The 15,170-nt window shown below is 44.0% G+C and carries 14 protein-coding genes; 9 read left to right on the top strand and 5 right to left on the bottom strand.

What is annotated here, in order from left to right; all coding sequences use genetic code 11:
• Nucleotides 1-307 precede the first annotated feature (307 nt).
• Nucleotides 308-643 carry a BON domain-containing protein gene (locus tag C8R11_RS06910; protein ID WP_090696996.1) on the top strand — a complete coding sequence of 112 codons (336 nt, stop codon included), beginning with the start codon at nucleotides 308-310 and terminating at the stop codon, nucleotides 641-643.
• 97 nt (nucleotides 644-740) lie between these two features.
• Here C8R11_RS06910 and dapD read toward each other — a convergent pair whose 3' ends face one another.
• From dapD to C8R11_RS06890, 4 genes are all read right to left on the bottom strand, one after another.
• Nucleotides 741-1,562: a 2,3,4,5-tetrahydropyridine-2,6-dicarboxylate N-succinyltransferase gene (dapD, locus tag C8R11_RS06905; RefSeq protein WP_107795075.1), complete on the bottom strand. Its 822-nt coding sequence runs from the start codon at nucleotides 1,560-1,562 to the stop codon at nucleotides 741-743.
• A gap of 26 nt (nucleotides 1,563-1,588) precedes the next feature.
• Entirely contained in the window at nucleotides 1,589-2,824 is a 1,236-nt protein-coding gene (gene dapC, locus C8R11_RS06900) for a succinyldiaminopimelate transaminase (protein ID WP_107795074.1), read from the bottom strand.
• Between the two features lie 162 nt (nucleotides 2,825-2,986).
• Nucleotides 2,987-4,354: an FAD-binding oxidoreductase gene (locus tag C8R11_RS06895; RefSeq protein WP_107795073.1), complete on the bottom strand. Its 1,368-nt coding sequence runs from the start codon at nucleotides 4,352-4,354 to the stop codon at nucleotides 2,987-2,989.
• A 76-nt stretch (nucleotides 4,355-4,430) separates the two neighbouring features.
• Nucleotides 4,431-5,018, bottom strand: coding sequence for a BON domain-containing protein (locus tag C8R11_RS06890; protein ID WP_107795072.1), 588 nt, complete (start codon nucleotides 5,016-5,018; stop codon nucleotides 4,431-4,433).
• Between the two features lie 384 nt (nucleotides 5,019-5,402).
• Here C8R11_RS06890 and C8R11_RS06885 point away from each other — a divergent pair, with 384 nt between their 5' ends.
• The 6 genes from C8R11_RS06885 (at nucleotide 5,403) to C8R11_RS06860 (ending at nucleotide 9,539) form a co-directional block, all read left to right on the top strand.
• Nucleotides 5,403-6,149, top strand: a complete 747-nt coding sequence (locus tag C8R11_RS06885) for an MlaA family lipoprotein (protein WP_090697153.1) — start codon at nucleotides 5,403-5,405, stop codon at nucleotides 6,147-6,149.
• Nucleotides 6,150-6,400: 251 nt separating this feature from the next.
• Nucleotides 6,401-6,565, top strand: coding sequence for a rubredoxin (locus C8R11_RS06880; RefSeq protein WP_090696987.1), 165 nt, complete (start codon nucleotides 6,401-6,403; stop codon nucleotides 6,563-6,565).
• Between the two features lie 3 nt (nucleotides 6,566-6,568).
• Complete coding sequence (locus tag C8R11_RS06875; RefSeq protein ID WP_107795071.1) at nucleotides 6,569-7,720, top strand: NAD(P)/FAD-dependent oxidoreductase; 1,152 nt, start codon at nucleotides 6,569-6,571, stop codon at nucleotides 7,718-7,720.
• 24 nt (nucleotides 7,721-7,744) lie between these two features.
• Entirely contained in the window at nucleotides 7,745-8,356 is a 612-nt protein-coding gene (locus tag C8R11_RS06870) for a septation protein A (RefSeq protein WP_107795070.1), read from the top strand.
• A 1-nt stretch (nucleotide 8,357) separates the two neighbouring features.
• Complete coding sequence (locus C8R11_RS06865; protein ID WP_107795069.1) at nucleotides 8,358-8,660, top strand: YciI family protein; 303 nt, start codon at nucleotides 8,358-8,360, stop codon at nucleotides 8,658-8,660.
• A gap of 84 nt (nucleotides 8,661-8,744) precedes the next feature.
• Entirely contained in the window at nucleotides 8,745-9,539 is a 795-nt protein-coding gene (locus C8R11_RS06860) for a peptidylprolyl isomerase (RefSeq protein WP_107795068.1), read from the top strand.
• A 6-nt stretch (nucleotides 9,540-9,545) separates the two neighbouring features.
• Here C8R11_RS06860 and alr read toward each other — a convergent pair whose 3' ends face one another.
• A complete protein-coding gene (gene alr / locus C8R11_RS06855) occupies nucleotides 9,546-10,661 on the bottom strand; it encodes an alanine racemase (protein ID WP_107795067.1) in 1,116 nt (371 codons plus the stop codon).
• Between the two features lie 502 nt (nucleotides 10,662-11,163).
• Between alr and lplT the strand changes: the two genes are divergently transcribed.
• Entirely contained in the window at nucleotides 11,164-12,432 is a 1,269-nt protein-coding gene (gene lplT / locus C8R11_RS06850) for a lysophospholipid transporter LplT (protein WP_107795066.1), read from the top strand.
• Nucleotides 12,433-12,580: 148 nt separating this feature from the next.
• On the top strand, nucleotides 12,581-15,169 hold the full coding sequence (gene clpB, locus C8R11_RS06845; RefSeq protein WP_107795065.1) for an ATP-dependent chaperone ClpB: 2,589 nt from the start codon (nucleotides 12,581-12,583) through the stop codon (nucleotides 15,167-15,169).
• Nucleotide 15,170 lies beyond the last annotated feature (1 nt).

Genomic DNA, 15,170 nt, shown 5'->3' with positions numbered 1-15,170 from the left:
AATTGCCTTATCATGATTTAGGTAGATTTCGTCAGTCCGTAAGCCTATTTTTCCTCCTTTTCTTCTTCGTTGTCGAGTCTGTGATTTCCTGTTCCTCTTTTTGTATTGTCTTGTATTGTCGATCGCGCTACAGTGGCGTTATGATTCGCTATACATTTAGTTATTTACGCAAATAGATTGGCGAAAATAATAATGCAGTTCACAAATGACGGGAAAAATATGAGACCGAAGCGGTTGGAGCCTAAAATTATATAGAAACATACTATGTCGGCATTTTTTAGAGATAACTCAGATAGGAAATAAGTTTATGTTTAATCTATGTAAATTAACAACACCTGCTATTTTGTTCATGTCGGTGTTTGTTTTGACCGGGTGTGAGAACTATGCGGAAAGAACGCATGAGTCCTGGATAGAGGCACCTAAAGGTATTGATTATGATGATTCGACGATCTATGCGCGAATCGCTTATGCAGTCAATACCGATCCTGATTTACAAGGCAGCGATGTAGAAATTAAGGTTGATGACGGCAAAGTGTTATTGACGGGAACGGTGACTAATAATCATCATATTACGCGCATCAACATGCTGTCCTGGATGGTAGATGGCGTCAAAGATGTCGACAACCAGGTGATTGTTCGATAAGAAATAGATCTCGATGATTAATTTCAGACTTCCCCGCCTGATTTCAGACGGGGAAGTCTGAAATTCAATCGTGCAACCGAATCAACAAGTCTATTTATTAAATTCCACGCAGTAATTCATTGATTCCTGTTTTGGAACGGGTTTTTGCGTCTACCTGTTTTACAATGACAGCACAGTAGAGGCTATATTCTTTATTAGTCGATGGCAGGCTGCCTGATACGACAACAGAACCGGGAGGTATGCGTCCGTAAGTCACTTCTCCGTTTTCACGGTTGTATATCTTCGTGCTTTGTCCGATATAAACGCCCATTGAAATGACTGAATTTTCGCCAACGATAACGCCCTCGACGATTTCAGAGCGCGCGCCAATAAAACAATTGTCTTCTATGATGGTTGGATTGGCCTGTATAGGTTCCAATACGCCCCCGATCCCTACGCCGCCCGACAAATGTACATTTTTGCCTATTTGGGCACAAGAGCCCACTGTTGCCCAGGTATCGACCATCGTGCCTTCATCCACGTAGGCGCCAATATTGACATAGGAAGGCATTAATACAACATTGCTGGCAATAAATGCGCCTTTGCGTACAGCGGCCGGAGGGACAACGCGAAAACCGCCATCACGAAAATCGCGTGAACTGAAGTCTGCAAATTTAGAGGGTACTTTGTCGTAATAATTGGAAAACCCGCCTTTGATAAAACTGTTATCTTCAATGCGGAAGGATAGCAGCACGGCTTTTTTGATCCACTGATGTGTTATCCAATCGCCGTCAATCTTTTCAGCAACGCGGAGTTTGCCACTATCGAGCATATTTATAACCTGCGCAACGGATTCCTTAAGATTGGCGCCAACATTGCGCGGAGTGATTTCGGCGCGACGGTCAAATGCTTCTTCGATAGTGGTCTGTAATTCTTTCATAATTTTTCCTAAATTCTAGATAGATGTTATTTTAGATTCGTTGTGTTCGGACTGGCCAGCTTTTCCAACAAGCCAATTATCCGATTAACCGCCTCGATGCATTCGTCCAGCGAAGCGACAAGGGCAATGCGCACATAATTTTCGCCAGGATTGATGCCGCGCACAGCGCGCCCCAGATAACTGCCCGGCAACACGGTGACATTATAGTCACGATATAGCAGTTTGGTGAATTCCGTATCAGCGACTGGGGTGTTGAGCCAAAGATAAAAACCAGCGTCCGGCATCTGCACAGGCATTTGTTTTGGCATAATTTTTGATAATAGAGCAGTTACCTTTAAAAATTTTTCTAAATACATGCGCCGATTTGCTGCGACATGTGTTTCATCTTTCCATGCGGCGATACTGGCTGCCTGCGATACGGGATTCATGGCGCAACCATGATAGGTGCGATATATTAAATACTTTTCCAATATCTGGGCATCGCCCGCTGCAAATCCAGAACGCAGACCGGGTACATTGGAGCGCTTGGACAGGCTGTTGAACACGACTAGGCGCGGAAATTCCATGCGACCCAGTTGCTGTGCGGCATCCAGTGCGCCGAGCGGCGGTTTGTGTTCATCAAAGTAAATTTCAGAATAACATTCGTCAGCAGCGATGACAAAACCATGTCGGTCAGATAATTCGAATAATTGGTGCCATTCATCCAGCGTCATGACGTTGCCTGTTGGATTGTTAGGGCTGCAGACATAAATTAGCTGTGTGCGCGACCAAATGTCGTCTGCTAGCTGAGAACAGTCCAGTCTGAAATCATTATCCGCTGTTGTATTGATAAACTTCGGTGTGGCACCGGCGAGCAAAGCGGCACCTTCATAGATTTGATAAAAAGGATTAGGACATACGACAAAGGGTGGATGGGCTGCAGATGCGTCAATCATGGCCTGTGCAAAAGAAAACAACGCTTCCCGGCTGCCGTTCACGGGTATAACTTGAGTATCCGGGTTGATCCTTGATAAATGAAACCGGCGCATCAGCCAGTCTGCAATACTGCAGCGCAATGCAGGCGTGCCCTGTGTCGTTGGATAATTGGCAAGTCCTCCCAGATGATCAATAGCAGCCTGACGTATAAAATCCGGCGTAGCATGTTTGGGTTCGCCTATATGCAGATCAATGGGCGTGAGTGCAGAGTTACGTTTTATGCCGTCAAATAATTTTCGCAGTTTTTGAAATGGATAGGGCTGCAGATGATTAAGGTTAGAATTCATATTGTTGCAGGCTATTTTGGTTGCGTTGCTTGTTTTTAGCCAAAGCAACGAAAAACAGGTGTCTCAAAGTTTTCTTATAATTTTATATATTTATGTATTTGAATTATAGAACGTGAACCTGAGAAAGGCCAATTAAAACATGCTATGGATATGTTGATTCTGCTACGGAAAGAGTTTTCCTGGGTTCAGGATATTATTGGGGTCGAAAAGTAATTTAATATTTTTCATTAGCGCAAGTGTCGGTTGATCAATTTCCTTGTTTATAAAAGCTCGTTTTTCGCTGCCGATGCCATGCTCACCGGACAAGGTGCCGTTCAGACGAATCACCAGATCAAAAATTTTATCTAAACATTGTTCTGCGCGGGTGGCTTCGTCGGTGTCATCTGGATTGATGAGCAGATTAACATGGATGTTGCCGTTGCCGGCATGGCCGAAATTAACATTGGCAATCTGATATTGACTGCTGAGACGCGTAAGCTCATTTAAGAATTCAGGCAGCGAGCTGACGGGCACAACAACATCTTCGTTAATTTTTTTGGGGGCAATTTCACGCAGTAAGGGTGATAGGGCTTTGCGCGCCTTCCAGAGCGCGGCAATGTTTTCAGCCTGACTGGCTTGTATCAGACCGTCTGTTTTACAGGCAGTCAGAATAACGGTAATGGTTTTTGCAATTTCACTTTCAGTGCCGTCTACTTCAATCATCAGCATGGCATTCGCGCTGTGCGGAAGCATGTCGGGATAGCGATTGCGTATCAGGTTCAATGATCCGGAATCCAGAAATTCCAATGCGCTGGGGAGTTGCGGCAATGACATAATCTGTGTGATCGCGGAAACGCAGCCTTTTAAATCACGGAAATGCGCCGTAATGCCAGCTACGGCGCTCGGCAAAGCGGTGAGTTTTAATGTGGCTTCTGTGATGACGGCCAATGTGCCCTCTGAACCAATGAGTAGTCGTGTTAGGTCGTAACCGACTACTCCTTTGGTAGTATAGCAACCTGTTTTGATTACTTCACCTGCTCCGGTAACGGCTTTGAGTCCAAGTACATGATCGCGTGTCGTGCCATATTTCACTGCATGTGGACCGCCGGCGCTGGTGGCAATATTGCCACCGATGCTGCAATACATCGCGCTGGAAGGGTCCGGGGGCCAGAAGAAGCCGTGTGGTTTTATGGTATCCTGAACGGTTTGATTCAGCACGCCGGGCTCGGTAACGATGACGCGGTTGGCGACATCAACCGAAATGATATTTAGCATGCGCTCCAAAGATAGCGCAATACCGCCTTGTTCGGGTAAGCTGCCGCCAGATGTACCGGTGCCGCGTCCTCGCGGAATCAGCGGTATTTTGTATTGATTGCACAGGGAAACGATTGTTTGCACTTCATCGGCGGTTAATGGAAAAACAACTGCCTGCGGTGGAAACACTTTGCGGCTGTTATCATAGGCGTAGGTGTAACAATCTACGGGATCTGTGTAAAATTGATCAGGTGTAAGTGTTTTGTTTAATGTTGATACCAGTTCAGCGGGCAGCATTTCGATTATGTTCGGGTGGTGAATACTGTGAAAATTAGACGCCAATTGACTGTGAAGTAAGTATCAGCGAATATCATCAATCAAGATACTCAAAAACTCTGACCACTTTAGAAACACCGGAAGTGGAACTCGCAATTTCTGCGGCGTTATCGGCTTCATCGCGCCTCACCATGCCGAGCAAGAACACGACACCTTTCTCTGTTAAGATTTTGATATGATTGATCTGGAATTTGCGCGAAGCCAAGAAACGGCTTTTCACTTTGGATGTGATAAAAGTGTCCTTGCTGCGGGAAGCTAACGAACTTTTTTCTCCAACCGTGATTTCATTGATCACATTACGTACATTTTGAATACTTCGGACCAGTCGGGTGGCTTCTTCTTTCATCGTTTCACTGGGTGTTTCACCAGTCAGAAGAACAATACGATTAAAACTGGTCACATTAATGTGCACTTGATTGCCTAATTGTTCGTAAATGCGCCTTGAACTTTTTAATTCGATGGATTCGTCTTCAATGAAAATACCGCTGGTTCTGCGATCTTCCGACACTATTGCACCCGTACCCGCGCCCGCGCCAACACCAACCGCAACCATGGGTGCGCAGCTCGTTATAAACGGGAGAAAAATTACCAAAAATAACCATTTTCTATAATCGATAAATTGCATTACGTTGTCTCCTGGTCTTTCTATGATTTTAGGTTTGATAATACAGTAAAAAGCGTATAAGCAATAAGCTTAAGCATCACAGAGTAGACAATAATCTCAGGGGGTTTTGATTTGTTGTTGCAGTTAAATCAGTGTACAAATTTTTTTTAATTACTATATTAAATGGGTGAATTGTTTCGGATTTTGATTTGTTTGATCAGGGAGACTTTGAAGTATAGTTTGTTGCTGATTTGCCGTTACAAAATTTCCAGATTGAGGAATTAACCTTATGTTTCTGGTCAAGCATCACGCTTATTAAGGTGGTATAAATAAAGCTATCTTTTATTGAACCTGTCTTGTAAATATGGCAACATGTCATGTAACAATCAAAAAAATAAATTAAATATGAAATATCTTGCAAAATATAAAATTATTTTACTGTTGTCCTTCAGCATTTTTCTGATGGGTTGTGCCTCAATGAATAATAGTCAGGAGGATCCCTTCGAGTCGATGAATCGTGCTGTTTTTAATTTCAATGAAATAATAGATGAAAATATCATGGAACCTGTTGCTAGAAATTACCGGCGATTCGTTCCTGATCCCATTGAAATGGTGGTAGGCAATGTATTTTCAAATGCAAACGATGTCGTGGTGACAGCAAATTCGATTTTGCAGCTTAATTTTGAGAGTGCAGCTGTCAGCGCGACACGGTTTCTGATTAACACAACATTCGGCTTGTTTGGTGCAATTGATATAGCCAGTGATATCAGTCAAGCAAGTGATCTTAATATCAGTAAACGTAACGAGGACTTCGGCCAAACCATGGGGCGTTATGGTGTAGCCAGCGGTCCTTATCTGGTCATTCCCTTTTTAGGACCGAGTACTGTGCGAGATGCAGTAGGTCGCGGCGTGGATACGTTGGTCGCGCACCCGGTTACCACAATTATTTATTTAGACAGTATCGATGTGCTCGATACAGCAGTTCGAACGCCTGTGGCAGCAGGAATGGCGATTGATGCACGTGCTCAATTGCTGGACGTCGATAAAACCCTGGAAGAAGCGGCTCTGGACAAATATGAATTTGTGCGAGATGCGTATTTGCAGCGCCGTGATAGCTTGATTAACAACGAGGATGTTGAATTAAAAGATTAAACTGAATACGCTAGACTTTGAGAATTTTCTTTCGCATCCCGACGATTTTATTCATGTAAATTAAGAAAAAAATGCACGCTCAGATTATGATTTTTTCTGAGCGTGCATTTTTTATTTATACATTTTTTGGGGTTGGAGGTAGAATTCTTTCGGCAAAAATATCCGCTCCGTTGATTAATAAGCGGTTTTATATATGTCATTTTGATTTAACAATTATCTGAGAAATCAATTTAAGAGATACATAAAATAAAATGAAAAAATATCAATGTAATATATGTGGTTTTATTTATGATGAGGCGGTTGGTGATCCCGCGCATGGTATCAAGGCAGGAACAAGCTGGGAGGATATCCCGGAAAGTTGGGCCTGTCCTGATTGTGGTGTGAATAAAGCGGACTTCGAAATGGTGGAGATTTAGGATATGAATCACCCAGTAGTAATTGTCGGGAGTGGGCTTGCCGGCTACGCTGTAGCACGAGAGTTGCGAAGATTGGATGCCGATCAACCACTTCTGTTGCTTTCAGCCGATCATGGTGGTTTTTACTCCAAGCCAATGCTGTCCAATGCATTGGCAACCGGAAAAACGCCCGAGTCTATTATCAATGGTGATGCGGAAAAAATGGCTTCTCAGTTGAATGTATCCATTCGTACATATACACGCGTCGTCGCAATTGATAAAACAAACCGTACAGTTATACTGAAAAATAATGAGCAGTTGTCCTATGGCAATCTTGTTTTGGCCATTGGTGCCGATCAGGTAAGGTTGCCTTTGCAAGGAAATGGTGTATCGAAAGTTTTTACGGTTAATGATGTTGACGATTACAAACACTTTCGCGATGCACTGGCTGGCAAGAAAAAAGTAGCTATTATTGGAGCAGGGCTTATTGGCTGTGAATTTGCAAATGATCTGGCATCAGCCGGTTATCATGTCGATGTCGTCGATATTGCTGCGCAACCTTTAGGGCGATTGATACCACCTGCAGCGGGTGCTTATTTAAAACAAAAACTGGAGGCGGTCGGTGTGGTATTTCATTTCGATACATCGACGCAGTCAGTTGAACAGATTGATAATCAATTGTGTTTGACTCTGGCGAATGGTAAAACAATCCGGGCGGATATTGTTCTATCTTCGGTAGGATTAAAACCGCGCACCAAGATGGCTCAGGAAGCCGGTTTGCAAATTAATCGCGGAATTGTAGTCGATCAACTGCTGCAGACGAACGATGCGCATATCTATGCTGTGGGTGATTGCGCAGAGGTGGCTGGTAAGGTGTTGCCTTTCGTTATGCCTATTACACATGCCGCGCGTGCCTTGGCGGCGACTTTGGCTGGAAATCCAACGCCTGTGCGCTATCCTGCTATGCCTGTTTTGGTTAAAACTCCGGCCTGTTCCACGGTTGTCTCGCCGCCGGATGCGGATAAAGCAGGTGTTTGGCAGGTTGAATCGAATGACGATGGTGTGAAAGCACTTTTTTACGATGATACCGGTTGCTTGCTGGGCTTTGCGTTATTAGGGAAAGCAATTATGGATAAAAACGATCTGGTGGCAAAGTTGCCACCTGTTCTTGCGTGACGGGAATTTTCTGTTTTTCTGACTATGAAATTTTTATTTGATTTATTTCCGGTTATAGTTTTTTTTATAGCTTTTAAGGCCTATGATATTTTTGTGGCGACTGCCGTTGCTATCATGGCAACTTTTGTGCAAATAGGTTGGGTCTGGTATCGACACCGCCAGGTTGATAACATGATGTGGATCAGTCTGGCTGTGATTATTCTTTTTGGCGGTGCTACGCTGGTTTTTCAGGACGAATTATTCATAAAGTGGAAACCGACCGTGCTTTACTGGTTGCTCGGCATTATCTTATGGATATCCAGTCAAATTTTTGGAAAGAACCTGATTCGCACGATGCTGGGAAAGCAGATGGTACTGCCGTCTCTGGTGTGGCAAAAGCTCAATATAAGCTGGATTGCTTTTTTCATGTTTATGGGGTGTATTAATCTTTACATTGCTTTTAACTTTTCGGTAGACAGCTGGGTTACATTCAAACTGTTTGGTTCGATGGGCTTGATGTTGGTTTTTGTAGTTTTACAAATCGCAATGTTAAATAAATATTTAAATACATTTGTCCCAGAAGCGTCTGAAAATAAGGTCGTTGCAAAAGATCAGCCACTTCAAGAGAAAATTGAAAATAGAACAGACAAGGATTAAGATGTTATATGTTATTAACGCAGAGGATGTGCCTGATAGCCTAGACCGCAGGATGATAGCACGACCGGCTCATCTGGAACGACTAAAACAATTGCAGGAAGCAGGACGTTTATTATTGGCTGGGCCCTATCCTTTAATAGACAGTGCAGATCCTGGGCCGGCTGGTTTTTCTGGTAGCCTGATCGTGGCGGAATTTGAGTCATTACAGGCCGCACAAATGTGGGCCGATGCTGACCCTTATATGACGGCAGGCGTTTATAGTCATGTGACCGTTAAGCCTTTCAAGAAAGTGCTCCCCGAATAGTCATGACGCTTGTTGTGTATTTGTTGTATTAAAGCGTATACTTACCGGCGACATTTTATCCAAATTAGACAAAAAGGAAATTTCATGCGTTTGACTAAATTATCGCAACTTTTAATCATTGGTTCTTTCGGTTTTATGGCTATGACGGTTCAGGCTCAGTCAGCAGGAACAATGGCGACAGTAAATGGTGTGCCGATTCCTCAGTCACGTCTGGATTTAATGGTTAAAGCAAGCGGTGCTCAAGGCCAGGAAGATGGGCCTGAGTTAAGAAAGGCCTTAAGAGAAAATCTGATTACGGAAGAAATCCTGGCGCAAGAAGCAATTAAAAAAGGGATGGATAGAGATCCCGATGTTATCGCTCAATTAGAGATCGCCAGACAGGCCGCTTTAATACGAGCATTGCAGGCTGATTACATCAAAAACAATGCGGTTGGTGAAGATACATTGAAGCGAGAATATGAGATGCTGAAAGTGCAAATGGGCGACAAGGAATATAAGGCACGTCATATTCTAGTGGAAAATGAAAGCGAAGCCAGAGATATAATCGCTAACTTAAAAAGAAGTGGTGATTTCGCTAAGATTGCTGCAGAAAAATCAATTGATGAAGGCAGTAAAATGAGTGGTGGTGAACTCAACTGGAGCCCGTCTGCGGCCTATGTCAGACCTTTTGCCGAGGCTTTGTCAAAACTTCAGAAAGGACAATTGACCGATGCACCTGTGCAAACTTCTTTTGGCTGGCATGTCATTGAACTCATTGATACGCGCCCAATGGATGTGCCACCGTACGAAGAAGTGAAACAGAATATTCAACAACGTGTATTGCAACGTGAATTTGCAGCTTATGTGCAGGAGTTGCGCGGTAAAGCAAAAGTAGAATAAATTATTTTATGCTTGATAAACACGAGTAGACTGGTACTGAAAGTCGTTTTTTATAACGACCATTTCTACTCGTGTAGATAGTGTACAGAGTAGTTCATAGCTAATTGTATTTGCTGCCTGCGCAATTTCTTCAACCGGTAAACCTTGTCCCCAAAGCGTTACCGGACTGTTGAGATGAACATGATTTGTTTCGGTCAGATCGACCGCAAGCATGTCCATTGATAACTTGCCGATTAACCGACATCTTTGATTATTCACTAATATAGGCGTGCCCGTCGGCGCGTGACGTGGGTATCCATCTGCATAACCACAGGCAACGATTCCGATGCGCATGGGTTTGTCAGCCTTGAAATTGCCACTATAGCCCACCGTATCTCCTTTTTTAAGCTGGTGAATGGCGATAATTTTGCTGACTAAGGTCATTACTGGCTTTAATTTTAAATCCGTTGCAGTTTGTTCGGTAAAAGGAGAAACGCCGTATAACATCAGGCCGGGGCGTATCCAATCCCGGTGCGTTTGCGGGTAGCGGATAATCGCTGCGGAATTAGCGAGTGAGAGGGGTTTTGGGTGATATCGGGAGATTTGATTGAAAATTTGTAATTGATGCTTAAAAACTTCATTGTCGATTGCGCCATCAGCCGTTGCAAAATGTGTCATTACTGTAATTTGTGATATGGCCGGATTACTCGACAGCTTTTCAAAAGCAGCGGGAAACTGATCAGGTGCAAACCCTAAACGATTCATGCCAGTGTTTATTTTTAGAAAAACATTCAGTCCGTGATGTTTACAGTTTGATAACATGGTGACCTGCTCATCGTGGTGCACGACTGTGCTTAATTTGTACTTCTCTAATAAAGCCAGTTCCTGAGGGGAAAAAAAACCTTCAAGCAAGAGCATGGGTTGTCGAAATCCGGCGTCACGCAAGCATATGGCTGCCTCCAACTCAAGAAATGCAAAGCCGTCTGCATCGCTTAGTGCATGTGCCGTGTGTAACAATCCATGTCCATATGCATTTGCTTTGATAACTGCCATGATGCGTGCCTTAGGCGCATGTTGACGTGCTATTGACAGATTGTGCGTTAAAGCTGCTAGGTCGATATAAGCTTGAATAGGGCGTGACATCAGATTTCTTTCAGTTTGCAGGAATTTTTAGCATTGTTACTTTTTTGTTTCGAAACGATCAATTTGTTCGGTTTTTGAACAATATTTCAGTGTCTGTCAAGTTCAATGGACATTCAGTTATTTATTGATCATAAACAAGTTGTCTAAATTCTTATCTGGTTGCAGCGTGTAAACTACGCTTTTTCATCATTTTCTTTGTTTGTGGCCCGGTGTCCGCTGGTGGCGCATTTTCATCTTTTTTCAAGTTTGATTTTCTGGTTTTGCTCAATTTGATTTGTCTGCAATAATCGCGAAACAAGTGTCCTCTATGATAATCTATATTCCCTGATTTTCGAATTTAAGTTTTCATATAAGTATTTTTTTGGATAATTTTTCTTCCTTTGGGACAATTATAGAGTTTTGACAGCTTATGGAGTACGTATTGTTATCATTTCATGGTATAAATCCACTAACTTAGTAATTGCGTACTTAAAAAAATAATAAAATTCTGAGAGGAAACAACTTGAATCGCGGTTTTTATACCATTATGGCTGCGCAATTTTTCTCCTCCCTTGCGGATAATGCGTTGCTGGTTGTTGCAATTGCATTATTGATAGATCTCCATGCGCCCGCTTTTCTGACGCCACTGCTCAAGTTTGTTTTTGTTTTGTTTTATGTCATTCTTGCGCCTTTCGTGGGTGCTTTTGCAGATTCCATGCCTAAGGGTCGGGTCATGTTTATCAGCAATACAATCAAAATTCTGGGTTGTGGTTTATTGTTTTTTGCAATGCATCAGTATTCTGCGCTGGCGGCTTACGCCGTTGTCGGGCTGGGTGCTGCAGCCTATTCGCCTGCTAAATACGGCATACTGACTGAGTTGTTGCCGCCGGAAAAATTGGTTATTGCCAATGGCTGGATAGAAGGATTGACGGTGGCTTCAATTGTGCTGGGTACTATGTTGGGAGGTATTTTAATTACCCCGGCTGTTTCACAGGCATTACTCGCGTTTGATTTTCCATTGATGAATACAGCGGTAGCAGTCAGTATCTTTATAGTTGCTGCCATTTACTTAGTCGCAGCTATTTTTAATCTGTTTATTCCCAATACCGGTATTGATCATCGTATTCCGAGGAAGGACCCGGTTTATCTGGTTCATGAGTTTTCTCACTGTGTGAAGTTGCTTTGGACAGACAAACTTGGGCAGATTTCGCTTGCCGTAACAACCTTGTTCTGGGGTGCGGGCGCTACATTGCAGTTTATCGTTATAAAATGGGCTGAAGTAGCGCTTGACTATCCGCTGAATAAAGCGGCACAGCTACAAGGTGTTGTGGCGCTGGGAATTGCGATAGGTGCTGTAATGGCGGCACGGATGGTGTCGCTAAAACAATCGTTATCTGTTATTCCGTTAGGCTTTGCAACAGGCCTGGTAGTGATGCTCATGATCCTTGTTCATGATCTGTGGATCGCAGTATTCCTATTAATATTGATTGGAAGCATGGCTGGGTTTTTTGTGGTGCCTATGAACGCTTTATTACAGCATCGTGGCTATATTTTAATGGGCGCTGGACATTCAATTGCTGTGCAGAATTTTAATGAAAATCTGAGCATACTGGCGATGCTATCTTTTTATGCGCTACTGATTTTCTTTGAAGTACATATATATGTCGTCGTCGTATTATTTGGATTATTTATGTCGGTTATCATGGCGTTGATACGAAAATGGCATTTTTACAATCAAAGTAAAGAAGACTCGCTGCATTTGATCGGTACGCGGAAAATACACAGACATTGAATGAATTGGCGGTACAGAACCAGTCAAATCAACTGCCACATAATAAATCGGCTGCTGGGGTTGCGTAAGAACTTCGAACCTTAGACTAGGTTGAAATTTTAACGTATTCCCCCACGTAGTGAACAGTGACTTACTACGGGAGAATTTAATGCGTTTTGACAAATTAACAACAAAATTTCAGCAGGCATTGGCCGATGCGCAAAGTATCGCAGTTGGGCAGGATCATGCTTATATTGAACCGAGTCACTTGCTGCTTGCCTTGTTACAACAGGAAGACGGCACAACTGCTTCTCTATTGCAGCGCAGCGGCGCGAATGTTGTACCAATGCGCGATGCTTTGAAAAGTAATATTCAGCGTTTGCCCAAGATTGAAGGTACTGGTGGCGAAGTTAATCTGTCTCGGAATCTGGCAAATCTGCTTAATCTGGCAGACAAGGAAGCGCAAAAACATGGAGACCAGTTTATTGCTTCAGAGATGTTTTTGCTGGCATCCCTCAAAGATAAAGGTGAGACAGGCGCGCTGCTGAAAGAGTATGGCGCCAGTTATGCGTCACTGGAGCAAGCGATAATTGCAGTGCGTGGTGGTGAGCAAGTCAATTCTGCTGAAGCGGAAAGCAGTCGTGAAGCGCTTAAAAAGTATACGCTTGATCTGACCGAACGTGCCCGGCAGGGAAAGTTGGATCCCGTAATAGGTCGTGATGATGAGATTCGTCGCGCCATCCAGGTACTACAGCGGCGCACGAAAAATAATCCCGTTTTGATCGGTGAGCCCGGTGTGGGAAAAACCGCCATCGTGGAAGGCCTGGCACAAAGGATTATCAATGGCGAAGTACCCGAGAGCCTGAAAAACAAACGGGTGCTGTTGCTGGATATGGCCGCGTTGCTTGCAGGCGCCAAATATCGCGGCGAATTCGAGGAACGCCTGAAGTCGGTGCTGAAGGAGTTGGCGCAGGATGAAGGTAACACCATTGTCTTTATCGATGAGCTGCACACCATGGTCGGTGCCGGTAAGGCAGAAGGTGCCATGGATGCCGGTAATATGCTCAAACCCGCTTTAGCAAGAGGTGAATTACACTGCGTGGGCGCTACTACTTTGGATGAGTACCGGAAATATATCGAAAAGGATGCTGCGCTGGAAAGAAGATTTCAAAAAGTTTTGGTCGAGGAGCCAACCGTCGAGGCCACTATTGCCATTTTACGCGGCTTGCAAGAGAAATATGAAGTGCATCATGGTGTCGATATTACCGATCCGGCCATAGTTGCTGCTGCCGAATTATCCAATCGTTATATTACGGATCGCTTTTTGCCGGATAAAGCGATTGACTTGATCGATGAGGCGGCCGCCCGTATCCGTATGGAAATTGATTCCAAGCCGGAAGCACTGGATAGGTTGGATCGGCGCTTGATACAACTCAAGATTGAACGGGAAGCCATTAAAAAAGAGCAGGATGAGGCTTCTATTAAACGCCTTCAACTGCTGGAAGAGGAAATCAAACAGAAAGAACGCGAATATGCCGATCTGGAAGAAATCTGGAAAACGGAAAAATCTCATATACAGGGTTCCCAGCATATCAAGGAAGAAATTGAAAAAGTCAAACTGGAAATAGAAACCGCAACCCGGAAAGGCGACTGGCAGAAAGTGTCTGAATTGCAGTACGGGCGCTTGCCACAGCTGGAGTCGCAGCTCAAATCACAGGAAAGCTCAAAGCAGAAACCCGAAACTGAGAAACCCCGACTACTTCGCACACAAGTCGGTGCGGAAGAAATAGCCGAAGTCGTTTCGCGCGCCACTGGCATACCGGTGTCTAAAATGATGCAAGGCGAGCGGGAGAAATTATTACTCATGGAGGGAAAACTGCATGAGCGTGTGGTAGGACAGGATGAGGCCGTGCGGTTGATCTCAGATGCAATACGCCGTTCACGTGCTGGTTTGGCTGATCCCAATCGTCCATATGGCTCATTTTTGTTTCTAGGTCCGACCGGAGTGGGCAAAACCGAATTGTGTAAGGCGTTAGCCAACTTTCTGTTTGATGCAGAAGATCATCTCATACGCATTGATATGTCAGAGTTTATGGAAAAACATTCTGTGGCGCGTTTGATCGGTGCTCCGCCGGGTTATGTCGGTTATGAAGAAGGCGGATATTTGACGGAAATTGTCCGCAGAAAGCCTTATGCAGTTATTCTTCTGGATGAAGTGGAAAAAGCGCATCCAGACGTTTTCAACGTGCTGCTGCAAGTATTGGATGATGGCCGCATGACGGATGGTCAAGGTCGAACCGTTGATTTCAAAAATACGGTTATAGTCATGACATCCAATCTGGGTTCACATATGATTCAGGAAATGCATGGTCAGGATTACCAGGCAATTAAGGATGCAGTGATGGGTGAAGTAAAAATCCATTTTCGTCCGGAATTTGTTAATCGTATTGACGAAGTGGTTGTTTTTCACGCGTTGGATGAGAAGCATATCAAATCCATTGCACGGATACAGTTACAGTATCTTGAAAAAAGACTGGCGGCATTGGAGATGCATTTGCACGTCAGTGACGCAGCTCTGGCCGAACTGTCTCAAGTCGGATTTGATCCTGTTTTTGGTGCACGCCCGCTTAAGCGGGCTATTCAGGCGCAGATTGAGAATCCGTTGGCGAAGGAAATTCTGGAGGGTCAGTTTGCAGCGAAAGATACCATCATGGTTGATTATGCCAACGATCTCATGCAATTTTCCAAGACAGAATAGT

This window comes from Nitrosomonas aestuarii, assembly GCF_003046585.1.
In the GTDB taxonomy this organism is placed as follows: Bacteria; Pseudomonadota; Gammaproteobacteria; order Burkholderiales; family Nitrosomonadaceae; genus Nitrosomonas; species Nitrosomonas aestuarii.
Note: the sequence above shows the minus strand (reverse complement) of the source record. Positions and strands in the feature narration are given on the sequence as shown.